Genomic DNA, 22,702 nt, shown 5'->3' on the forward strand with positions numbered 1-22,702 from the left:
AAACAATATCTTAGCGAACTTCCCGTATTAGTCTTAATTGTCAATTTGATGCCCGACTTCTCGCTTTCGCTCAAGTCTTACTCGTTGCACTCGTCTCTTCCTTTGGCTCTTCATGGGGAGTTGTTCCAAGACCCCACTTACAGCCGACTAAAGACTCTTTAGAGTTACCGTGCTATCAAAATTTTCAGCAAAGCATCTATCAGGTTCTACTGTAGATGCCGTTACAGGCTTAAGCTATCCGACGAATCTTGCTTATGTATTTACAAGTACCCGATGTCCATGACCCTTTTAGAATCTGACATCTGACAGTTTTTCTCTGTCTTGATCGCCTTTCGGCTCACTTTTAGTCGCCCACCTGTGCTGTGCCCATCGCAAAATCACTCATACAAAAGGCAGTCATCTTAGCGTCGAAATCGTCCGTGATCTCAACTCTGACTTCAATTAAAACAGGGTTGTGCTCTGTCACCAAAGCGCCCGTGTCTACGTCGCCCAACAACTTTAATCTTGTTCAATCTCTTGATTGGGTAGAAAAAGAGAATTTCACTCTTTAGCCCCCGTTGTAGCCGCACCAGCGAGGTTTCCCCAGCATGCAGCTTCACCGATCAGAACATGGTTAGTATTCCTAGCAGTTTGAAATAGTGAAAAAACGTCTCGGCAGCGGTAACTTGCCGAACATTTGGAACGCCAAAAAATAGGCGCAAAAATGGACAAACTACGCTAGACGTAATTTTTGAAAGTTAGAGGTATCTAACAAAGACAATATGCGAGTAGCCAAAAAAATATATGCTATCGCTGATCATGAAAGGACTCCGTTGGCGTACGGATAACGACCCGATGGTTCACTTTAAAGTTCTTACAAATGGTCTCTGCTAACTTAAAAGATGGTTTTTCTTTTATGCGCTACACGTTCAGAATCAGAAAAGCTTCAGAAGCAATCAGATGCGTTCACTATACCTGAAAAAGTGCCAAAATCAAATTTTGCAGGAACAACCATTTATAAACCTACATCTGCACCTAAAAAGGGACTGCTAAACGCAGTCAAAATCATTACAAAATAAGCACTCCGATAGAATTACCAAAAAAGCATAAAAATGCTAAAATTTTTCCGACAGAATTACCAAAAAAACTGGACTTTATAATGATCTATTACTGTGTCAAAACGAGCGAGTATTTAGCCGATATTTTGGATAAAGTCAGCCGCGAAACGCAGTATTATGTTCAGCTTGATGTGCCGCTTGATCGTGCTGAAAGCATCATTGAGAAGTTTCAAAAAAGGTATGATTTGAATCAAACTGCCAGACAAAGAAATTACCGTTTAAAGCAGAAACCAGTGGTGGATCTGATTGTTTTACTCAATCAAAGTCTGCTCAAAATTGAGAAGGTTCGACTCTGTTTATTGTGTACGGTTCCCGAGGAACTTCGAGAAAAAAAGCAAGATTGTTCGGATTTGTTGAGAGTTGCCTACGGACTCGATAAGTCCGATTTAGAACAGTTTGAATCGATTCAAGATCGTCAGAACCGGCTAATCTATCGTACCGCCATTCAGGTTGGAGAGAATAAGCAGTCTGCTCCAGTCTATGAGCTGGTTAACCTACCGTTTACGGTTGAACAGCGCAAACAGAAAGAAATTGATAGAACCACGGGTTGGACGTGGCGCATTCACAAGAAGTTTCTGGAACTTAAGAGTGAGCAACTGGTCGCTACCTTTAAGAAAGCCCAACAGATCAAGAGTCCTGATAAACAGGACAGTATGGTCATGGCTGAGTTGTCTCGGGTGGCGAAATTGGCGGGGTTTAGGGGCGTTCGGGAGGATGTGTTTAAGTTCAATAAGCAAGTTTTTCCGCTGTACTTCAAGTATCTGAACCGAAAGTCCAAGGTAGAACTGTCGGTGCCTTCGTATGAGCGGAAATCTAAGCGTCTGGTCAGTAATTTTCATGAAATGACAGCTTTTTTTGCGGATCTGCAAAAGTAGGTTTAAACCACAAAGATGGCGGTGATGGCGATCAATAACAGTGGGCATGCACTCAGCATGAATCTTTGGGTTATGAGGTTGAAGTCTGTGTCATATCTTTTTGAATATTGCTTATATTTCAAGGTGAAGCATAGGCTTGCAATAAAGCATCCGATCAGGAAGCTCAGCATTAACGCCATGCGATAAAAATCCATGCTGAGGTCCGTTCCTGCTGTAAATTTCTGGAATTGGTAGTAGTTGCTGCCCATGAGGAAAATCAGGCACAACAGCCCAAGCCCCATGGCGTTGTATTCCAGTTTTTTGTTGTGATCTTGGTATAAAAATTTAGTGATGAGCATGCTTAAAGTAAGGAAAAGTGGGATCAGAATGACCGTGATGCTGACCAGTAAATTGCTGAATAGCCATGATTGAAGGTCTGGATTGGTTCTAAATTGGTAGATATTCAAAAATGGGAAAAACACCACGGGAAAGAAGTACATATAGGACAGCTTAAACGAGTCCATATTTTTAATTTTCATCATGTGGGATCAGGGTCCTGACTGTAACTAAGGTAGTTAGGTAGGTATTATGTGTGCTGTTAAGCTCTCAATTTTTTACATGATATAAGTGTTTGATTTTAAATATTATTGTATTTGCGTGTAAAAATAAAACTCAAACATTAACTTTTGTAAGCTATTGAAATTAAATACAAAATAAAGAACACACATCATAGCTACCTTGTAAGGTAGCTATGATGTGTGTTGAACAATACCTTATATGTAAAAAAGCCTTTATTTCCTGTGCTGTATAGCCCGACTTAGAATATGATTTATATGTAAGCTTTACTCAGGATTACGTCAATGTCAGCAGTAAATCTAATTAATGAAAATTACGATGAGAGAGAAATTGCTTCTCAGGCAGCTCGTGCACTTCGAGAAAGTTTTATTACTGCCGCTCAAAGTGGACCAGTTCTGTATGTTGAAAACGATACTGTTTTACTTAAGGAAGTCGGCGCTCCCCCAATTGTGATTAAACACCTAGCAGGTCGTAATCCTGAACTTGCTCAACGAGTAGCGAGTCGTGGAACTTTTAAAATTAAAAAATGTAAAGTAAGCCAAGATTGAAGCTAACTGGGACTTACAATTCAAATTTCGCATAAGAGATTTTATGTTAAATCTTTTGATATATGGGATGATAATAAGTGAGTTTATATTAAGTTTGTTTGTGGCATGTTTGACAAGAAGTTTTTTGATACCCCAATGGGATTAAAGCAGATTTTGGCTTATGAGCTTTATGTAAATCATGGTCTTTATCAAAGGGAAATAGCTAATTTCTTAGGATGCTCTAACAACACAGTTGCTAATTATGTTAAAAAATTAAAAAAATATGATCATTTAAAAGATTTTAAAGTGACTCTAGAATCAAAATCTAAAGATGTCGAAAATGCCCTAGAAAATATTAAAAGGCACCTTTAGAAGGTGCCTTTTAAATTTAATCCATTTGATTTAGCATTTTTACTAATGATTTACCGATAGCAAATGCTAAGTTGACTGGAACAGCATTACCAATTTGTTTATAGATTTGGCTAGCTGAACCTTGGAATACCCAATTATCAGGGAAAGTCTGGATTCTTGCATATTCTCTAGTCGTTAAAGGCCTATCTTCACTTGGATGACAACGTTCTGTTTGTTTTTGTGCCGGCGCACAAGTCAATGTTAGACTTGGTTCATCCCATGATAATCGTCTAGCCATACCTGTTTTTCCACCACCTAAGTGAAAACTGCCTTTCATATATTCAATTTGTAGTTCTAGAGGTAGATCTCTCCAGTATCCACCTTCAGGAACATGCGACATAATTTCGGCCTTTCTTTGAGGGTATTTTTGACTTATAGATTCAGGAACATCATCTTCATATAATTCACCAGCTTTGAAAGCATCACGCAGATTTAGAATGCGATGATAGGGAGACGGTTTCTCAAAATTAGCTTGGCCAACTAGATCTTTTCGAACACCAATAATTATAAGACGTTCACGCTTTTGAGGTGTTTTATAAAATAATGCTTTATAAATATCTTTCTCAACAATCTCATAACCTATTTCTTCTAGAATAGAAATAATGGTTTCTAATGTTTTTCCACCATCATTTTCCGCTAATCCCTTTACATTTTCTGCTAAGAAAACTTTAGGTTGAATTTCTTTGATAGCTCTAGCCATCTCAAAAACTAAAGTTCCTCGGATATCTTCAAAACCTAACTGTTTACCAGCATACGAAAAAGGTTGGCATGGGAATCCTCCTGTTAATAAGTCAACTTTTCCTTGTAAATGACGAAAATCAACATTAGCAATATCATCTTCAATTACGTTCCATTCAGGTCTATTAAATCGTAAAGTCTGACATGCAAATTTATCTTTCTCATTTAATAAAATTGATTTGAAGCCAGCTTTTTCTAAACCTAAAGCTAATCCGCCTGCTCCTGCAAATAACTCGACAAGAGAAAACTCTCTAATTGGAGTTGTTTTTTCTTGTTCTTGCCATGAGCTATTAAACATTGCAGAGAATTCGGGAAATTGAATTAACTGTTCTTTTTTATATGGTTTTTTGTGGGTTGCAGGATCTAGAATCGGAACAAGTTTTCCATTCTTCGCCCATGATTCAATATTCCTTTTAGAAACTGATAAGACATCAGCAATTGTTTCTGCGGAGAAGCAATCGTCAAAGGAAGTAAGTACATTCATAGGTGCGTTAAGGTTATTACAGAACAAGTCATAAGTTTAACGTGGAAGGAGAGCCAGGTCCACAATTATTTTAGGAGTTTTGATAGTGTCAATGTTTGATAAATATAAGGTTGAAACAGATAAGTCATCTGCAACTTGTTCGGCAGAAAAATTATCTAACTCTTTAGGGATAGCCGTCATGATATGAGTTACAGGTAAAATAGAAGCTTATTTCCCTCCATTTTTATAATGGAGGAGCCACCCCATAAGATCACTTAGATTCTTTATTCGCCATGTTAGAGAGTTCTATAATTTTTTTATCATTAGATAAGTCTTTAATTATAGAATCTAATTCCTCACTAAAATCAGATTCTTCTGCTACTTCATCAATTACGGCTATTAAATCATCATAAAACTCATTATCACCAGTTAATTTTTCCCAAAATTCTCTACCAACAAGCACAATATAGTCATGTTTAGATTCTAAATTCTTATAATGTTGACTAATCTCACTTCTCTCACCATAGACAATTCCAACAACCATATCATTGACTTGTAACGCAAGATTATTTGTTCGAGCTAAATTTTTTACAGCTTTAAAATGTTGATGAATCGTCTCCACATCATCTTTATTTATTGTGTTTGGTCCTGATTTAATCTGACAGTATTTTTTTCTACCATCTTGCTGATCTTCATACTCAATATCAATTCCTAATGTCGTACTGCTAAATGTACCTAATACGTCATTCGTAAAATTTTGAATTGCCCCCCCAAAAGTTGTGTTTATGCTCGTACCTAAAATTCGAGGGTAAATTAATGCTTTAGCTATACTTTCAGGGGAAGCATCTCCAGTTAAAAAATTAGCTAAGTATGTTGCAGTAAAAGGATTTATATTAAATTCAGAGGCTTTTTTTAGTTTTTTGGCATTTCGTAAGTGACTTTCCATAACACTTTTTCGAAACCAATCCTTAGCTTTCACTAAAATCTCTTTTTTTTGTGTTTCTGATAACAACATACATGTCCTTATAAATTGGATTTAATTACTGCTTCTAATTATAAGCTTTTATATATATTTTTAATGTTATCAATATCATTAATGAGCAAAAAAATGCCATCTAAACTTTTTATTGCAACAACACTAAACAATTATGAAGAGACTTCATTTAGACGCAATGATCCCTAATTTATGTCAGCCTGAGCGTACAACATTGCTCAAAACTTACCCCAAGGTTTATCCGCAGAAATTGCGGATAATTTCCGAAGTGCAGGCATTGAGTTATCAGGGAAAAAGCGAAATATGAATGTTTTTTGATCGATTTTATTGGCAGAAAGTATCAAAACTGCTCATAAAAAAGCCGACTTGTTTCAAAATCGGCTTTTTATGGATTTTAGGGTTTGGTGTAAAATTTTAAGTCTTTGATATTTATATTAATATACAAGTGTATTGCGTATAACCACCATTATGTTAAATGGAGTCTTTATGAGAAATTAATAATCTATGTTTGTTTGAGATTGAAGTATATTTAAAAAAATTAAGTTGTTTTTTTAAATGCATAACTTCATCTTTTAGTTTTTTGATTTGTTGATCTCTTTCGTCCCGTATAGGGGAAGTAAGTTCACCAAATTTTTTAACTAACTGGCTATATTCAATCAAGTTATTGTAGTCAAGTTCGAAATCTCCGCTTTTTATATATTTAAGTATAGTCGAGCGAGGTTTTCTATACGCTATAGCAGCATCACTGATCGAAAATTTTTTTAAAAAGTGATGATGGTTACTTAGCATATTATTTCATTTAAGGCATTATTAATTTGGTAGATATATGTTAATAAAATTAACAGGCGGATTCAAGCGACACATATAAGATATAAATCTTTAATCATTATTGGTTGATAATTGAACGTTTACTTTACACATACCCTACTCTGATAATTTTTCTATTATTAAATCAATATGCTTTTAAAAATTTATATTATTAACATAATACACCTTATACGCAATGCTTTTTAAATTTTGTTATAATTCAATGTGTTAATTTCAGTTTTATAGCCCATTCGCCCTCGAATGGGCTTTTTTTATGATTTTTCACGTTCCACGCTTATTATTTGATCAATGTTTCACGACTTTGTTCATATCAGGTAAACAATCGTGGTTAATCATAGGGTCTAAAAAAACGGCTCCAAAAGCCTCTTTTTTCAGGTTCAGGTTCAATATGCTCTGGTACTGGAATTCGCTTCTTAGGCTCTTGGATCTCAGTCTGAATCTCAGCTTCTTCTTTTGATTCAACAGTCTCTTGGGGGGGGGCAACTGGTGTTGGATCTTCTACCTTTGGAGGTTTTGGGGCTTCCAGTAGGCGTTGCATTGCTTCGATTTGTTCTTGGTAGAAGTTTTCTCTCTCTAAAGACTGATTTTCTCGCAAAATTGATTGGTTTAATTGACGTTCAAGCATGTCAACTTGACGTTTTAGCATGTCAATTTCTGTTAAGTTTTGACTGTCAGTTGATTTACTTTGATTGACAGTTACATTTTTGTTTTGTGGTTCTCCAAAGACTCTAAGTGCCTCTGCAAAGTCAATCAAACCATCTGAGCTTTTAGATAAATTTCCTTTATTAATATGAGCATATATAGCTTGTCGTGAATATCCATATAGCTTTGCAAGTTCCGATACTGATAGCTTTTTCATAGTTGTAAAGTTGTTATCAAGTCATGTTAATAATTGACTATTCAATTGACAGTGTCAATTAACTTAATGACTTGAATCCTAACTGCTTTAAGTAAGGCATATATTCTCTTACTTTTGCAGGGTCTATTAGCTGATTAGCAATTCGTTTAGCAAAATCCTCATAACTCTCACCAACTTCACTATATTGGTTCGCAAAAGCTGAGTCATAGGCAAGTTTGTTTGAGAACAAATCAATTTGGCTAACTGTAAGAGGCTTTTCTTTTTTCTTTTCTTTAGAAGGCTTCGTAGTTTCTTTTTTTCCAATTACGAATCTAAAACCTGTAATTTTTTTGCCATCTTTAAGGTTGGAGAAAGATACTTGTAGTTCAGTAGATTTATTAATTTCTGATACCGCTGGTACGATAACTCTTTTTTTTAAATTCCAAAGCAAGGAATACTTATTTTGTAACTCGAATATATTTCTGAACTCTTCTTCTTTGAAATCTCTGTGTCCTATATTTTCGTATTGTTTTAATAATTGATAAAGCTGGATGGAGTGGGATCCTCTTAGCTGTAAAACTTCTTTAATTGTAAACTTTGTGTATGGATGATTGTTATTAAATATAGACAACATAAACAGGACTTCATTTGTGAAGTAAAAGCTTATTTTTCCATCTGCATATTCAATACGAATTACCCAGTGAACCGACACGCGATTACCTTTTGTATTTATGTAAGAAAAGTATCTTCCACGAAGATCATCAGCAGCTCTTTTTAATTGAGAGTAGGCACTGCCTAGTTCGATATCACATGCTTCAGCAAAGTCTTTAGCAGTAATAGTAAATTTACTAGATTCACTCATTGGATTAAGACGAACTATAGGGCTAGCTAAAATAAAGATCCTTTTTTCATCTACGGACATGCTATTCCACGCTTCGATCATCCTATTCTGCATGACTGTATATTCTGCTGGATATTGAGCTACAGGCTTTTGAATAGGGTATTCATGATCATCAACTACTATAGTATCTAATTGAGAATCCATATTTTTTTAATTCATACATATTTGATAATGTATGAATATATGAGCTAACAATAGTAAAGTCAAACCTAGAAAAATGTATGATTATTCTTTTGTACAGTGTTTTTTTAATTTTTTGATCTTTATCAAAGTATAAAAAATTATCCATCTATAAATTTGGAGTATAAAAAATAGTCTGATTTATAAATTATAAGTATAAGAATCAATCAAAACAAATAGTGAAAGAACTAAAATTAGCTAAAAATATAGAGATTATTTATATCTAGGTAAATGTATGAAGATCTAGGTAAATGTATGAAGTTTCCTAGGTAAATGTATGGAGTTTCCTAGGTAAATGTATGGAGTTTCCTAGGTAAATGTATGAATTAAATATCTATAATCCTTTCTATATGAGCATTACAGACGTTCTAAAAGTATTTAAAAGTTAAAAATATTAAAAAATATATACACCTTTAAAAATTGCCCTTGGTTTTCGCTACGCTCAAACTCTATTGAACTTCGCTAAAGCTCAGTTCGTCGGGGCAATTTTTTGGCTTATCCCGTTATGACTTTGAGAAAAAGCAAAAGCAAGATCAAAAGGAACTCGGAATTCGCTTCGCTCATCAGTTTTTTATGCTCGCTTCGCTCGGCCTAGAAGCAAATTGAATCTGTTCGCACCCTTCGGGATGCTCTGTAGCTCAGTCTTAGCAGCAAAGGGGGAGCTTGTAATCAGAGAAAAAGCATGGCGAAAATTTTAATTGGGTCTGTTCGCTCGTAGACACTCGCTCTGTAAAGCCTGAATAAAACCAGATAATTTTAAAAACCCGGACCACCGTAATCATAATCATCAGATTTTGGCTTTGGCTGTTCGGATTGAATCGGTTTAGGGGGCTTATTCTGCGTGGGTAATGGATTCTTTGGTGGTGAATACACGTCAAACTCAAAGCATGGTGTTGAGTTATGCTCTGAATCCTTCAATTTTTGATTCATGTTATGAATATTCCAGTCTTCTTGATGCAATATAGGCTCTTGGGTCTTGATAATTTCACTAAAATCTTTTTGCAGTTTTTCCTTATTTTTCTGATTCTTCACTAAATAATTCAGGTAATACATCACCTCCAATGATGAAAAGGGATGGTTTTCAGCACTATAAAAATATTCATGTTGTTGATCTAATTGCTTTTGGCGTTCTTCGAGTTCTCGTTCTTTTTGATTGTGTTCTCGAATTTTTTGGATCTGGGCGAGATATTCCGCTGTCGCGTTTTGTTGACCAACGCCTAGCTTAGGCTCAGGAAGATACAAAGTGCTGTGGATCTCGTTATATTTTTCATAGCTGTCTGCTGAAACCTGATTTTTGATGGTGATGTCTTGGCCATCCAATGTGTAGGTGACGGTAGGGCAGTGCTGTGCAAGCGCATCATTCAGATGGTTTTCCCATTGTTTTCGGATATAGATTAAAAAAGTGGAATAGTCTGCGTGGCCATCCTGCAGCTGGATTTTCTTTGCACCGCCTTTGCTTGGATCTTTGGGGTTATAGCGTTTGAAATATTGTTCGGCTGTCCGTTCAATACCGTCATCGGCTTTTAGCGAGAACATGATGTGACAATGAGGCTGATCTTCGCCACTGAGGCGCGATTTAACGTTGTGTATGGCGTATGAATGCGGATATTGCTGTGGAACTATATGTTTGTCTAAAAACGTCTCTATGAGCGTTTTACGCTGTTCTGGCGTGAATTCGTTGGGGAGGGCAATTTCATACTCCATGTAGACTTTGGCATTTTCTCGTTCAAACGTATCAGCGGCTTGCCAAAACTCAATGGGATCTTTCACCCAGGACGGCATGCATTTGCCTGGTTCAACGTATTCTAAAATTTCGTTACTTTTCTTGCGGACGTTTTCGTATTGCATCAATCGGGCAATATAGAGGTAATGCTGAATGGCGTAGCCTTTATTTTTACTTTTGACGCTGAAGTGATAACTGGCCATGCTCACCTTTTTGTTGGTCTGGGATCGGTTTTTATGCAGTGAAACGGAATGAAAACCGCCCGGATTTGGAATGCCTGGATGGCTGAAAAATCCGGTTGAAGGGGGTCAAGGGGGAAGCGCCCCATTGCGTACTAGTTTCTCCGATTAGGAGAAACTGTCAAGTGCGAATTATTTAAAATAAAAATAAAAATTCTTTTCAAGAAATTTTATTTTTATTTTAAATAATTATTTTCAGACTGACCGATTTAAATATGGTAAAACCATATTTAAATCGGTATCAGTTCTGAAAATTAGGCGGCAGATGATGACTCTTGAAAAACCCAAAAAACGTGGAAGACCAGCTCAATTACTCCAAGTGGCAGAGTTACATGGTTTTGTTGAATTTTTATTAGAGAGACACCCTCGGACTGAACTTCAAAATCAAGTCATTGATGTTCTACAAGCGGACGATTTTAATTTTGAAATGTTGTCTGAAGCTCATCAGATCCTAGTGAAAGAAGCGTTAAAACCTTATCGTGAACATTTGAAGCTTCAGTTGCTGTTTGATGAGCTTTCTACCAAACCTAAACAGACTAAATATGAAGCTAAATTTATAGAGCTTTTTCAAGCATACCAGGACAATCAATTGGGTGTTGCTGAACTAAATATTCTGAAGATGATGTGTACCCGATATCTGAATTTCAAAGCTCAAAAACTGCAATATGCTGATTTGGAGCTGTACTTGAGTCAGATCCAGAAAAAAGATGCAGGGAAAAAGCGTAAAGCTGAAAACAATCGAAAGTATCAGCTCGGTGGCGCTGTGATTGCTGCTTATAAAGAATTGGGTCTTAATATTGATACCTTGACACCAGATCAAGTTAGAAAAGCCATTGTAGGAAATAAGAGGATCATCAATAAGATCGAAAAATCTATAATATTTGAGCAGATTGATATGGATCTTGGTACTTTGTACTTCAGGTGGCCAATATTTCTGAAGGTCATTGATAAATTAGCAATGATTGAGTATGAGGGTGAAGTCGTTCCTGAGTATATAAAAGAAATTTATTTAGCTTTATCAGAGTGTAAGGCAGGAAAAAATAGTTAAAAATAATTAGATTAACAGAAGTTATCTTTAGTAATAAAAAGCCTGATATATCAGGCTTCTCAGTGATTGATTGGATTTAGATATCCATTTTCTTAAACAATAAGAAGGGTAAATTCCGAATAATCATGATGATGATTGCCCATTTGCCAGGTGTGTAGAATATTGCAATAAAAAACCCCGGTATCCTGCCAGGGTTTTATAGCGTTTATTCTGGTTTCAAGCCACAAAAGAGTAAAGACGATTCATAACTCAATAGTCAAAGTTGAAGAAGTGTTCTGGGAAACAAGAAAGAAAGGCTTTTTGAATGTCGCTGTATTCACCCTCTGGATGTTCCTCTAGATAACGTCGAGTCCAAATGACTGTTGCTTCATAATCGTTAAAGCACTGATCGAGTTGTAAAAAAATCCAGAGTTCATGGGCTTTTTGAATGAAAAAGTCATTAATAATCATGAGAGCAATTTTCTTTTCAGTGTTTGAATCCGGGTATGAGTACATAGTATGTTTCTCCTATAGAGATGATAAATAGTTTCCTTGATAAACTATTTATAACACATAAAATAATGTGTTTACCACATAATATTATGTGTTTTTATGTAAATATAACCCTATGCTATAATCTCAAAACACCATTTCTATAAATTTAATTAAATGCCATATACTGAATTTCAACGTCTTGTCGGTAAAGCAGGGCTTTCAATTAAGGAATTTGCTGCCTTATTGGATATGAAACCCAATTCGATTACGAATTACAGTAAACAAGGTGTGGTTCCTACACATATCGCTGTAATCGTTGCGTTGATTTCTACGATGAAAGATGAGGGATTAGATTTCTATCCAATTTTTGAAAAAATTAAGTCGTATTCAAAAGAGTAAAACTCTCTTTTTTTGATAGTTGTAAGCTTTTTAGTAGCGATTGATGACGTAAAAAATGCCTTAACTTCAGGCATTTTTTTATTTTGAGGTACTTATAAACCTCAATAGAACTTTTCAATAAAGTTTCGAGTTTTGAGAACCAGAATGTTCATCAAAGTACCTTACGTTCTGAGATCTTAGGACGAGCAATCGATAAACCGGACATTTCTATTTTGGAGTTACACCCGAACTGCGCATAAGAGATTTTATGTTAAATGATAGTTTTTAAAACAATTAGAAGTATCTTTTTAGGTTTTTAAAGATAAACTAATATTAATGTCACCCATCAAGTTCAAAGGTTCTCAAGAATTTATGAAATTTATTATTCGAAATATAGGAACTATTGAAAGTGCTGAAATTGAGTTAAATAATTTAACGGTAATTTCTGGTGAAAATAATTCAGGAAAAACAACAATATCTAAGATAGCCTATGCTGTTGGACAGGCTTCATCATCTTTTCCTATAGACTATAAAAGACATCAATATAATGAATTTAGAAAACTCTATGATGAAATTTCATTTCATTTAACTAGATTATTAAGAACTTCTGAAGAAGTTAAACAATATGATTCTTATCAAAAGCTTATGTCTGTATTGCTGGACATTAGACGTAGTTCTGAAGTCACAGAGTTTGATCTATCAATAACAAAAGAATTAGTTGTTGAAATGGAGGGTTATCTTGAAGGAAAAGATGAGGTAAGCCCTAATTTTTTTAGAAGAATATATTCAATTCTAGATAAGCTGGATAATCTTTATGATGAATATAATTATAATGATCCAATAGATAAATTTATATTTAGAGCGTTAAAAAATGAGTTTATCAATGAACTTTTAAATAAAAAAAATGGAGCAAAAGAAGCTTATTTATCTCTTGAAATGGATGAATTTAAAGTATTTGAAATTACATTTAATAATAAAGAAATTTTGAGTTTTAATTCAGAGCAAAATAAATTACCAATTAAAGACTCAACTTTGATTGAGGGGCCATATATTTTTCAATTAGCTCCTATTATTCATGATATGTCTGTTAGAGATTCTATTTCTAGAAGATCTACAAAAATAAATCCTAAAATCCCATATCATGTTTTAGATTTATGCTCAAAGTTAGATGGAAGTAGAGGAATTGATAATATAAATGAAAAATCAGATTGGCGTATAGATACCAAAGATTTTTATGATGGATACATTGATTATAAGTTAGAAACAAATAATTTTGAATTAAATGAAAATGATTTAATTTTTAATGTAAATAATGTGTCTTCAGGTATGAAATCTATCGCAATATTAGATTTACTATGTAAAGGGTACTTTATTAATAGTGAGTCTATATTGATCGTAGATGAGCCAGAGACAAATTTACATCCACAATGGCAAAATCTTTACGCTAAATTTTTGATAAAATTAGCAAATCAAGGGACTCGTATACTTGTTAATACTCATAGCCCTTACATGCTTGAGTCATTAAAAATTTATAGTGATAAAAGTGAAAAACCATTAGGCGCTAAATTTTATTTTTCACATAAATGTGAAAATGTTATAAAAATTGAAGATACAAGTGGCAATATTGTCCCTATTATTGATGCTTTATCAGCTCCACTTTATTCATTAATGGAAGAGTTAGAAGATGTTGATAACTTCTAATGAGTTATTTTTGCTTTCTGAGCTAGAGAAAAAATATATATCATCTATTGCTGATATTACCGATATTTCTACAAATACGACAGGAAATAAAAAATTTATTGAAATGGATTTTAATTCACTACATTTCGATAAAGTTCCAGCATTTTATTCAGATAGTTATGAAAATAAAGAATCTAGTTCTGCTGACACATTAATTTATAGTCATCATAATGATTCCTTATATTTAATTGAATTTAAAGAGGGATGGCCAAGGCATAAAGATAAAACAGATTCAAATAGTGATATACGCTTAAAATGCTATGATTCTATTTCAAAATTATGTTTATTTTGGGTAAATATATTAGGGAAATCGAGAAAAGAATTTTTTGATTTAAAAATTAACTATTGCTTAATTACTAGACCTAAGAATGGAAATTTTCATCCTAGTGCTGTAAATGCTTTAAATAGCACAAAACAAGCATTTCAGTTAAAGATGTTAGAGAATACTTTTGTAGATCAAACTAGAATTTTAGTAACACCAAATTCAATATATAAACTTTTGTCAAGAATAACTGGTGTTAGTGATATAGCCTATGTTCAAAGTGATGGCTCAAAGTTAACAGTATTTAATATTGAAGAATAGTTAAAATTAACATAATGCACATTATACGCAGTCAAAAATGGGAGCCTAAGCTCCCATTTTTATTGATGATTTTTTAATTCTTTTAGCATGGCATCCCGTAAAATTTTATTCATTCGTGTTTGATAGCCTTTGCCTTGGGCTTTTAGCCACTGCATGACATCTGCATCGATGCGGACCGTAGTTACTTGTTTAGTCGGCTTGTAAAATGGATTTTGCACTGCATTTTTCCAAAAACTTTCATCGAGTTCAGGAATATCTGAAAAATCTATTTCACTGTCTGGTCGCTTATCAAGTGCTTCAAGTCTTGCCTTTTGTTCTTCAGACAAAACAGGAGGATTATTCAAATCCATTTTGTAAGTAACGGTTTTGCTCATACTGTTTCCTCTCTTTTTTCTCTGCCTGTCGTGCTGAGATAATGCGGATATGATCCATCCCATTATGGTCTTGTACTGTGTGGGCCACCAATAAAACAGCTTGCCCATGTACCATACCTATCGCTTGCCAACGATATTCACCATTTTCAAAGCGATCCTGTTTATATAAGGCATGAGCATCGTAAAAAACCAAGGTTGCATCTTCAAAAGCTACACCATGTTTTTTGAGGTTTGTTTCTGCTTTATGCTCATCCCATGAAAACTCAATTTCCATAGTTGCATCGCTTTTTGTTAATACAAAAATGTTAATACAAAATTGTAAATTTTGCAAAGTTGTTCCATTTTTTATTGGCAAAATATTACAGAATCGAACATAAAAAAGCCGACTTGTTTCAAAGTCGGCTTTTTGGGCATTTTTGCATTTTTATGGTTTTATTAAGTGTCTGATATTTATATTAATATACAAGTGTATTGCGTATAATCGCCATTATGTTAAATGGAGTCTTTATGAGAAATTAATAATCTATGTTTGTTTGAGATTGAAGTATATTTAAAAAAATTAAGTTGTTTTTTTAAATGCATAACTTCATCTTTTAGTTTTTTGATTTGTTGATCTCTTTCGTCCCGTATAGGGGAAGTAAGTTCACCAAATTTTTTAACTAACTGGCTATATTCAATCAAGTTATTGTAGTCAAGTTCGAAATCTCCGCTTTTTATATATTTAAGTATAGTCGAGCGAGGTTTTCTATACGCTATAGCAGCATCACTGATCGAAAATTTTTTTAAAAAGTGATGATGGTTACTTAGCATATTATTTCATTTAAGGCATTATTAATTTGGTAGATATATGTTAATAAAATTAACAGGCGGATTCAAGCGACACATATAAGATATAAATCTTTAATCATTATTGGTTGATAATTGAACGTTTACTTTACACATACCCTACTCTGATAATTTTTCTATTATTAAATCAATATGCTTTTAAAAATTTATATTATTAACATAATACACCTTATACGCAATGCTTTTTAAATTTTGTTATAATTCAATGTGTTAATTTCAGTTTTATAGCCCATTCGCCCTCGAATGGGCTTTTTTTATGATTTTTCACGTTCCACGCTTATTATTTGATCAATGTTTCACGACTTTGTTCATATCAGGTAAACAATCGTGGTTAATCATAGGGTCTAAAAAAACGGCTCCAAAAGCCTCTTTTTTCAGGTTCAGGTTCAATATGCTCTGGTACTGGAATTCGCTTCTTAGGCTCTTGGATCTCAGTCTGAATCTCAGCTTCTTCTTTTGATTCAACAGTCTCTTGGGGGGGGGCAACTGGTGTTGGATCTTCTACCTTTGGAGGTTTTGGGGCTTCCAGTAGGCGTTGCATTGCTTCGATTTGTTCTTGGTAGAAGTTTTCTCTCTCTAAAGACTGATTTTCTCGCAAAATTGATTGGTTTAATTGACGTTCAAGCATGTCAACTTGACGTTTTAGCATGTCAATTTCTGTTAAGTTTTGACTGTCAGTTGATTTACTTTGATTGACAGTTACATTTTTGTTTTGTGGTTCTCCAAAGACTCTAAGTGCCTCTGCAAAGTCAATCAAACCATCTGAGCTTTTAGATAAATTTCCTTTATTAATATGAGCATATATAGCTTGTCGTGAATATCCATATAGCTTTGCAAGTTCCGATACTGATAGCTTTTTCATAGTTGTAAAGTTGTTATCAAGTCATGTTAATAATTGACTATTCAATTGACAGTGTCAATTAACTTAATGACTTGAATCCTAACTGCTTTAAGTAAGGCATATATTCTCTTACTTTTGCAGGGTCTATTAGCTGATTAGCAATTCGTTTAGCAAAATCCTCATAACTCTCACCAACTTCACTATATTGGTTCGCAAAAGCTGAGTCATAGGCAAGTTTGTTTGAGAACAAATCAATTTGGCTAACTGTAAGAGGCTTTTCTTTTTTCTTTTCTTTAGAAGGCTTCGTAGTTTCTTTTTTTCCAATTACGAATCTAAAACCTGTAATTTTTTTGCCATCTTTAAGGTTGGAGAAAGATACTTGTAGTTCAGTAGATTTATTAATTTCTGATACCGCTGGTACGATAACTCTTTTTTTTAAATTCCAAAGCAAGGAATACTTATTTTGTAACTCGAATATATTTCTGAACTCTTCTTCTTTGAAATCTCTGTGTCCTATATTTTCGTATTGTTTTAATAATTGATAAAGCTGGATGGAGTGGGATCCTCTTAGCTGTAAAACTTCTTTAATTGTAAACTTTGTGTATGGATGATTGTTATTAAATATAGACAACATAAACAGGACTTCATTTGTGAAGTAAAAGCTTATTTTTCCATCTGCATATTCAATACGAATTACCCAGTGAACCGACACGCGATTACCTTTTGTATTTATGTAAGAAAAGTATCTTCCACGAAGATCATCAGCAGCTCTTTTTAATTGAGAGTAGGCACTGCCTAGTTCGATATCACATGCTTCAGCAAAGTCTTTAGCAGTAATAGTAAATTTACTAGATTCACTCATTGGATTAAGACGAACTATAGGGCTAGCTAAAATAAAGATCCTTTTTTCATCTACGGACATGCTATTCCACGCTTCGATCATCCTATTCTGCATGACTGTATATTCTGCTGGATATTGAGCTACAGGCTTTTGAATAGGGTATTCATGATCATCAACTACTATAGTATCTAATTGAGAATCCATATTTTTTTAATTCATACATATTTGATAATGTATGAATATATGAGCTAACAATAGTAAAGTCAAACCTAGAAAAATGTATGATTATTCTTTTGTACAGTGTTTTTTTAATTTTTTGATCTTTATCAAAGTATAAAAAATTATCCATCTATAAATTTGGAGTATAAAAAATAGTCTGATTTATAAATTATAAGTATAAGAATCAATCAAAACAAATAGTGAAAGAACTAAAATTAGCTAAAAATATAGAGATTATTTATATCTAGGTAAATGTATGAAGATCTAGGTAAATGTATGAAGTTTCCTAGGTAAATGTATGGAGTTTCCTAGGTAAATGTATGGAGTTTCCTAGGTAAATGTATGAATTAAATATCTATAATCCTTTCTATATGAGCATTACAGACGTTCTAAAAGTATTTAAAAGTTAAAAATATTAAAAAATATATACACCTTTAAAAATTGCCCTTGGTTTTCGCTACGCTCAAACTCTATTGAACTTCGCTAAAGCTCAGTTCGTCGGGGCAATTTTTTGGCTTATCCCGTTATGACTTTGAGAAAAAGCAAAAGCAAGATCAAAAGGAACTCGGAATTCGCTTCGCTCATCAGTTTTTTATGCTCGCTTCGCTCGGCCTAGAAGCAAATTGAATCTGTTCGCACCCTTCGGGATGCTCTGTAGCTCAGTCTTAGCAGCAAAGGGGGAGCTTGTAATCAGAGAAAAAGCATGGCGAAAATTTTAATTGGGTCTGTTCGCTCGTAGACACTCGCTCTGTAAAGCCTGAATAAAACCAGATAATTTTAAAAACCCGGACCACCGTAATCATAATCATCAGATTTTGGCTTTGGCTGTTCGGATTGAATCGGTTTAGGGGGCTTATTCTGCGTGGGTAATGGATTCTTTGGTGGTGAATACACGTCAAACTCAAAGCATGGTGTTGAGTTATGCTCTGAATCCTTCAATTTTTGATTCATGTTATGAATATTCCAGTCTTCTTGATGCAATATAGGCTCTTGGGTCTTGATAATTTCACTAAAATCTTTTTGCAGTTTTTCCTTATTTTTCTGATTCTTCACTAAATAATTCAGGTAATACATCACCTCCAATGATGAAAAGGGATGGTTTTCAGCACTATAAAAATATTCATGTTGTTGATCTAATTGCTTTTGGCGTTCTTCGAGTTCTCGTTCTTTTTGATTGTGTTCTCGAATTTTTTGGATCTGGGCGAGATATTCCGCTGTCGCGTTTTGTTGACCAACGCCTAGCTTAGGCTCAGGAAGATACAAAGTGCTGTGGATCTCGTTATATTTTTCATAGCTGTCTGCTGAAACCTGATTTTTGATGGTGATGTCTTGGCCATCCAATGTGTAGGTGACGGTAGGGCAGTGCTGTGCAAGCGCATCATTCAGATGGTTTTCCCATTGTTTTCGGATATAGATTAAAAAAGTGGAATAGTCTGCGTGGCCATCCTGCAGCTGGATTTTCTTTGCACCGCCTTTGCTTGGATCTTTGGGGTTATAGCGTTTGAAATATTGTTCGGCTGTCCGTTCAATACCGTCATCGGCTTTTAGCGAGAACATGATGTGACAATGAGGCTGATCTTCGCCACTGAGGCGCGATTTAACGTTGTGTATGGCGTATGAATGCGGATATTGCTGTGGAACTATATGTTTGTCTAAAAACGTCTCTATGAGCGTTTTACGCTGTTCTGGCGTGAATTCGTTGGGGAGGGCAATTTCATACTCCATGTAGACTTTGGCATTTTCTCGTTCAAACGTATCAGCGGCTTGCCAAAACTCAATGGGATCTTTCACCCAGGACGGCATGCATTTGCCTGGTTCAACGTATTCTAAAATTTCGTTACTTTTCTTGCGGACGTTTTCGTATTGCATCAATCGGGCAATATAGAGGTAATGCTGAATGGCGTAGCCTTTATTTTTACTTTTGACGCTGAAGTGATAACTGGCCATGCTCACCTTTTTGTTGGTCTGGGATCGGTTTTTATGCAGTGAAACGGAATGAAAACCGCCCGGATTTGGAATGCCTGGATGGCTGAAAAATCCGGTTGAAGGGGGTCAAGGGGGAAGCGCCCCATTGCGTACTAGTTTCTCCGATTAGGAGAAACTGTCAAGTGCGAATTATTTAAAATAAAAATAAAAATTCTTTTCAAGAAATTTTATTTTTATTTTAAATAATTATTTTCAGACTGACCGATTTAAATATGGTAAAACCATATTTAAATCGGTATCAGTTCTGAAAATTAGGCGGCAGATGATGACTCTTGAAAAACCCAAAAAACGTGGAAGACCAGCTCAATTACTCCAAGTGGCAGAGTTACATGGTTTTGTTGAATTTTTATTAGAGAGACACCCTCGGACTGAACTTCAAAATCAAGTCATTGATGTTCTACAAGCGGACGATTTTAATTTTGAAATGTTGTCTGAAGCTCATCAGATCCTAGTGAAAGAAGCGTTAAAACCTTATCGTGAACATTTGAAGCTTCAGTTGCTGTTTGATGAGCTTTCTACCAAACCTAAACAGACTAAATATGAAGCTAAATTTATAGAGCTTTTTCAAGCATACCAGGACAATCAATTGGGTGTTGCTGAACTAAATATTCTGAAGATGATGTGTACCCGATATCTGAATTTCAAAGCTCAAAAACTGCAATATGCTGATTTGGAGCTGTACTTGAGTCAGATCCAGAAAAAAGATGCAGGGAAAAAGCGTAAAGCTGAAAACAATCGAAAGTATCAGCTCGGTGGCGCTGTGATTGCTGCTTATAAAGAATTGGGTCTTAATATTGATACCTTGACACCAGATCAAGTTAGAAAAGCCATTGTAGGAAATAAGAGGATCATCAATAAGATCGAAAAATCTATAATATTTGAGCAGATTGATATGGATCTTGGTACTTTGTACTTCAGGTGGCCAATATTTCTGAAGGTCATTGATAAATTAGCAATGATTGAGTATGAGGGTGAAGTCGTTCCTGAGTATATAAAAGAAATTTATTTAGCTTTATCAGAGTGTAAGGCAGGAAAAAATAGTTAAAAATAATTAGATTAACAGAAGTTATCTTTAGTAATAAAAAGCCTGATATATCAGGCTTCTCAGTGATTGATTGGATTTAGATATCCATTTTCTTAAACAATAAGAAGGGTAAATTCCGAATAATCATGATGATGATTGCCCATTTGCCAGGTGTGTAGAATATTGCAATAAAAAACCCCGGTATCCTGCCAGGGTTTTATAGCGTTTATTCTGGTTTCAAGCCACAAAAGAGTAAAGACGATTCATAACTCAATAGTCAAAGTTGAAGAAGTGTTCTGGGAAACAAGAAAGAAAGGCTTTTTGAATGTCGCTGTATTCACCCTCTGGATGTTCCTCTAGATAACGTCGAGTCCAAATGACTGTTGCTTCATAATCGTTAAAGCACTGATCGAGTTGTAAAAAAATCCAGAGTTCATGGGCTTTTTGAATGAAAAAGTCATTAATAATCATGAGAGCAATTTTCTTTTCAGTGTTTGAATCCGGGTATGAGTACATAGTATGTTTCTCCTATAGAGATGATAAATAGTTTCCTTGATAAACTATTTATAACACATAAAATAATGTGTTTACCACATAATATTATGTGTTTTTATGTAAATATAACCCTATGCTATAATCTCAAAACACCATTTCTATAAATTTAATTAAATGCCATATACTGAATTTCAACGTCTTGTCGGTAAAGCAGGGCTTTCAATTAAGGAATTTGCTGCCTTATTGGATATGAAACCCAATTCGATTACGAATTACAGTAAACAAGGTGTGGTTCCTACACATATCGCTGTAATCGTTGCGTTGATTTCTACGATGAAAGATGAGGGATTAGATTTCTATCCAATTTTTGAAAAAATTAAGTCGTATTCAAAAGAGTAAAACTCTCTTTTTTTGATAGTTGTAAGCTTTTTAGTAGCGATTGATGACGTAAAAAATGCCTTAACTTCAGGCATTTTTTTATTTTGAGGTACTTATAAACCTCAATAGAACTTTTCAATAAAGTTTCGAGTTTTGAGAACCAGAATGTTCATCAAAGTACCTTACGTTCTGAGATCTTAGGACGAGCAATCGATAAACCGGACATTTCTATTTTGGAGTTACACCCGAACTGCGCATAAGAGATTTTATGTTAAATGATAGTTTTTAAAACAATTAGAAGTATCTTTTTAGGTTTTTAAAGATAAACTAATATTAATGTCACCCATCAAGTTCAAAGGTTCTCAAGAATTTATGAAATTTATTATTCGAAATATAGGAACTATTGAAAGTGCTGAAATTGAGTTAAATAATTTAACGGTAATTTCTGGTGAAAATAATTCAGGAAAAACAACAATATCTAAGATAGCCTATGCTGTTGGACAGGCTTCATCATCTTTTCCTATAGACTATAAAAGACATCAATATAATGAATTTAGAAAACTCTATGATGAAATTTCATTTCATTTAACTAGATTATTAAGAACTTCTGAAGAAGTTAAACAATATGATTCTTATCAAAAGCTTATGTCTGTATTGCTGGACATTAGACGTAGTTCTGAAGTCACAGAGTTTGATCTATCAATAACAAAAGAATTAGTTGTTGAAATGGAGGGTTATCTTGAAGGAAAAGATGAGGTAAGCCCTAATTTTTTTAGAAGAATATATTCAATTCTAGATAAGCTGGATAATCTTTATGATGAATATAATTATAATGATCCAATAGATAAATTTATATTTAGAGCGTTAAAAAATGAGTTTATCAATGAACTTTTAAATAAAAAAAATGGAGCAAAAGAAGCTTATTTATCTCTTGAAATGGATGAATTTAAAGTATTTGAAATTACATTTAATAATAAAGAAATTTTGAGTTTTAATTCAGAGCAAAATAAATTACCAATTAAAGACTCAACTTTGATTGAGGGGCCATATATTTTTCAATTAGCTCCTATTATTCATGATATGTCTGTTAGAGATTCTATTTCTAG

Annotated in this window: 25 protein-coding genes and 2 pseudogenes; 10 read left to right on the forward strand and 17 right to left on the reverse strand. The window is 34.2% G+C overall.

Annotation, left to right across the window (positions count from 1 at the left end; all coding sequences use genetic code 11):
- The first annotated feature begins 1,138 nt into the window (after window positions 1–1,138).
- On the forward strand, window positions 1,139–1,972 hold the full coding sequence (locus tag LZP46_RS15525) for a hypothetical protein (protein WP_236095262.1): 834 nt from the start codon (window positions 1,139–1,141) through the stop codon (window positions 1,970–1,972).
- Window positions 1,973–1,974: 2 nt separating this feature from the next.
- On the opposite strand, the gene LZP46_RS15530 is transcribed toward LZP46_RS15525, so the two are convergent.
- A complete protein-coding gene (locus LZP46_RS15530; protein ID WP_087554378.1) occupies window positions 1,975–2,493 on the reverse strand; it encodes a hypothetical protein in 519 nt (172 codons plus the stop codon).
- A 318-nt stretch (window positions 2,494–2,811) separates the two neighbouring features.
- On the opposite strand from LZP46_RS15530, the gene LZP46_RS15535 reads away from it, so the two are divergent.
- Both LZP46_RS15535 and LZP46_RS15540 read left to right on the forward strand, forming a co-directional pair.
- Window positions 2,812–3,075, forward strand: coding sequence for a hypothetical protein (locus tag LZP46_RS15535; RefSeq protein ID WP_236095263.1), 264 nt, complete (start codon window positions 2,812–2,814; stop codon window positions 3,073–3,075).
- A gap of 105 nt (window positions 3,076–3,180) precedes the next feature.
- Window positions 3,181–3,426 (forward strand): helix-turn-helix domain-containing protein, encoded by a 246-nt coding sequence (locus LZP46_RS15540; protein ID WP_179997520.1) that lies wholly within the window; start codon window positions 3,181–3,183, stop codon window positions 3,424–3,426.
- Between the two features lie 16 nt (window positions 3,427–3,442).
- Here LZP46_RS15540 and LZP46_RS15545 read toward each other — a convergent pair whose 3' ends face one another.
- The 6 genes from LZP46_RS15545 to LZP46_RS15570 form a co-directional block, all read right to left on the reverse strand.
- Window positions 3,443–4,687, reverse strand: a complete 1,245-nt coding sequence (locus LZP46_RS15545) for a DNA cytosine methyltransferase (RefSeq protein ID WP_061519783.1) — start codon at window positions 4,685–4,687, stop codon at window positions 3,443–3,445.
- A gap of 250 nt (window positions 4,688–4,937) precedes the next feature.
- Window positions 4,938–5,681 carry a PmeII family type II restriction endonuclease gene (locus LZP46_RS15550; RefSeq protein WP_061519782.1) on the reverse strand — a complete coding sequence of 248 codons (744 nt, stop codon included), beginning with the start codon at window positions 5,679–5,681 and terminating at the stop codon, window positions 4,938–4,940.
- A gap of 450 nt (window positions 5,682–6,131) precedes the next feature.
- Window positions 6,132–6,449, reverse strand: a complete 318-nt coding sequence (locus tag LZP46_RS15555; RefSeq protein WP_178319598.1) for a hypothetical protein — start codon at window positions 6,447–6,449, stop codon at window positions 6,132–6,134.
- A 367-nt stretch (window positions 6,450–6,816) separates the two neighbouring features.
- Entirely contained in the window at window positions 6,817–7,347 is a 531-nt protein-coding gene (locus LZP46_RS15560) for a plasmid replication DNA-binding protein (protein ID WP_178319599.1), read from the reverse strand.
- Between the two features lie 58 nt (window positions 7,348–7,405).
- On the reverse strand, window positions 7,406–8,371 hold the full coding sequence (locus tag LZP46_RS15565) for a RepB family plasmid replication initiator protein (protein WP_178319600.1): 966 nt from the start codon (window positions 8,369–8,371) through the stop codon (window positions 7,406–7,408).
- 792 nt (window positions 8,372–9,163) lie between these two features.
- A complete protein-coding gene (locus LZP46_RS15570; protein WP_178319601.1) occupies window positions 9,164–10,333 on the reverse strand; it encodes a MobA/MobL family protein in 1,170 nt (389 codons plus the stop codon).
- A gap of 304 nt (window positions 10,334–10,637) precedes the next feature.
- Here LZP46_RS15570 and LZP46_RS15575 point away from each other — a divergent pair, with 304 nt between their 5' ends.
- Entirely contained in the window at window positions 10,638–11,417 is a 780-nt protein-coding gene (locus LZP46_RS15575) for a hypothetical protein (RefSeq protein WP_178319604.1), read from the forward strand.
- A gap of 76 nt (window positions 11,418–11,493) precedes the next feature.
- Here the strand turns inward: LZP46_RS15575 and LZP46_RS16390 are convergent.
- Together LZP46_RS16390 and LZP46_RS15580 are read right to left on the reverse strand one after the other, a co-directional pair.
- A pseudogene (locus tag LZP46_RS16390) lies at window positions 11,494–11,574 on the reverse strand (SDR family NAD(P)-dependent oxidoreductase); the annotation flags it as partial.
- Between the two features lie 92 nt (window positions 11,575–11,666).
- Window positions 11,667–11,912 (reverse strand): hypothetical protein, encoded by a 246-nt coding sequence (locus LZP46_RS15580; RefSeq protein WP_002011476.1) that lies wholly within the window; start codon window positions 11,910–11,912, stop codon window positions 11,667–11,669.
- Between the two features lie 153 nt (window positions 11,913–12,065).
- Here LZP46_RS15580 and LZP46_RS15585 point away from each other — a divergent pair, with 153 nt between their 5' ends.
- The 3 genes from LZP46_RS15585 (at window position 12,066) to LZP46_RS15595 (ending at window position 14,592) form a co-directional block, all read left to right on the forward strand.
- Window positions 12,066–12,290 (forward strand): hypothetical protein, encoded by a 225-nt coding sequence (locus LZP46_RS15585; protein WP_002011480.1) that lies wholly within the window; start codon window positions 12,066–12,068, stop codon window positions 12,288–12,290.
- Between the two features lie 351 nt (window positions 12,291–12,641).
- Window positions 12,642–13,970 carry an AAA family ATPase gene (locus LZP46_RS15590; RefSeq protein ID WP_178319602.1) on the forward strand — a complete coding sequence of 443 codons (1,329 nt, stop codon included), beginning with the start codon at window positions 12,642–12,644 and terminating at the stop codon, window positions 13,968–13,970.
- A complete protein-coding gene (locus tag LZP46_RS15595) occupies window positions 13,954–14,592 on the forward strand; it encodes a hypothetical protein (protein WP_178319603.1) in 639 nt (212 codons plus the stop codon). Before LZP46_RS15590 ends, LZP46_RS15595 begins: the two co-directional genes overlap by 17 nt.
- Before the next feature lie 59 nt (window positions 14,593–14,651).
- Here LZP46_RS15595 and LZP46_RS15600 read toward each other — a convergent pair whose 3' ends face one another.
- From LZP46_RS15600 to LZP46_RS15625, 6 genes are all read right to left on the reverse strand, one after another.
- Entirely contained in the window at window positions 14,652–14,966 is a 315-nt protein-coding gene (locus tag LZP46_RS15600) for a BrnA antitoxin family protein (protein WP_005091750.1), read from the reverse strand.
- Window positions 14,929–15,240, reverse strand: a complete 312-nt coding sequence (locus LZP46_RS15605) for a BrnT family toxin (protein WP_004761029.1) — start codon at window positions 15,238–15,240, stop codon at window positions 14,929–14,931. Before LZP46_RS15605 ends, LZP46_RS15600 begins: the two co-directional genes overlap by 38 nt.
- 218 nt (window positions 15,241–15,458) lie before the next feature.
- Complete coding sequence (locus tag LZP46_RS15610) at window positions 15,459–15,776, reverse strand: hypothetical protein (protein ID WP_178319598.1); 318 nt, start codon at window positions 15,774–15,776, stop codon at window positions 15,459–15,461.
- Window positions 15,777–16,143: 367 nt separating this feature from the next.
- Window positions 16,144–16,674 carry a plasmid replication DNA-binding protein gene (locus LZP46_RS15615; RefSeq protein WP_178319599.1) on the reverse strand — a complete coding sequence of 177 codons (531 nt, stop codon included), beginning with the start codon at window positions 16,672–16,674 and terminating at the stop codon, window positions 16,144–16,146.
- Window positions 16,675–16,732: 58 nt separating this feature from the next.
- The gene (locus LZP46_RS15620; RefSeq protein WP_178319600.1) at window positions 16,733–17,698 is read right to left on the reverse strand and encodes a RepB family plasmid replication initiator protein; all 966 of its coding nucleotides are present in this window, start codon (window positions 17,696–17,698) and stop codon (window positions 16,733–16,735) included.
- Between the two features lie 792 nt (window positions 17,699–18,490).
- Window positions 18,491–19,660, reverse strand: a complete 1,170-nt coding sequence (locus LZP46_RS15625) for a MobA/MobL family protein (RefSeq protein ID WP_178319601.1) — start codon at window positions 19,658–19,660, stop codon at window positions 18,491–18,493.
- A 304-nt stretch (window positions 19,661–19,964) separates the two neighbouring features.
- Between LZP46_RS15625 and LZP46_RS15630 the strand changes: the two genes are divergently transcribed.
- A complete protein-coding gene (locus tag LZP46_RS15630; protein ID WP_178319604.1) occupies window positions 19,965–20,744 on the forward strand; it encodes a hypothetical protein in 780 nt (259 codons plus the stop codon).
- Between the two features lie 76 nt (window positions 20,745–20,820).
- Here the strand turns inward: LZP46_RS15630 and LZP46_RS16395 are convergent.
- Together LZP46_RS16395 and LZP46_RS15635 are read right to left on the reverse strand one after the other, a co-directional pair.
- Window positions 20,821–20,901: pseudogene (locus tag LZP46_RS16395) on the reverse strand (SDR family NAD(P)-dependent oxidoreductase); the annotation flags it as partial.
- A gap of 92 nt (window positions 20,902–20,993) precedes the next feature.
- The gene (locus tag LZP46_RS15635; protein WP_002011476.1) at window positions 20,994–21,239 is read right to left on the reverse strand and encodes a hypothetical protein; all 246 of its coding nucleotides are present in this window, start codon (window positions 21,237–21,239) and stop codon (window positions 20,994–20,996) included.
- 153 nt (window positions 21,240–21,392) lie between these two features.
- On the opposite strand from LZP46_RS15635, the gene LZP46_RS15640 reads away from it, so the two are divergent.
- Window positions 21,393–21,617: a hypothetical protein gene (locus LZP46_RS15640; protein ID WP_002011480.1), complete on the forward strand. Its 225-nt coding sequence runs from the start codon at window positions 21,393–21,395 to the stop codon at window positions 21,615–21,617.
- Window positions 21,618–21,968: 351 nt separating this feature from the next.
- On the forward strand, window positions 21,969–22,702 hold a 734-nt coding region (locus LZP46_RS15645), incomplete at its 3' end, for an ATP-binding protein (protein ID WP_236095264.1).

It is taken from the genome of Acinetobacter sp. SCLZS86, assembly GCF_021560715.1.
Lineage (GTDB): Bacteria > Pseudomonadota > Gammaproteobacteria > Pseudomonadales > Moraxellaceae > Acinetobacter > Acinetobacter towneri_A.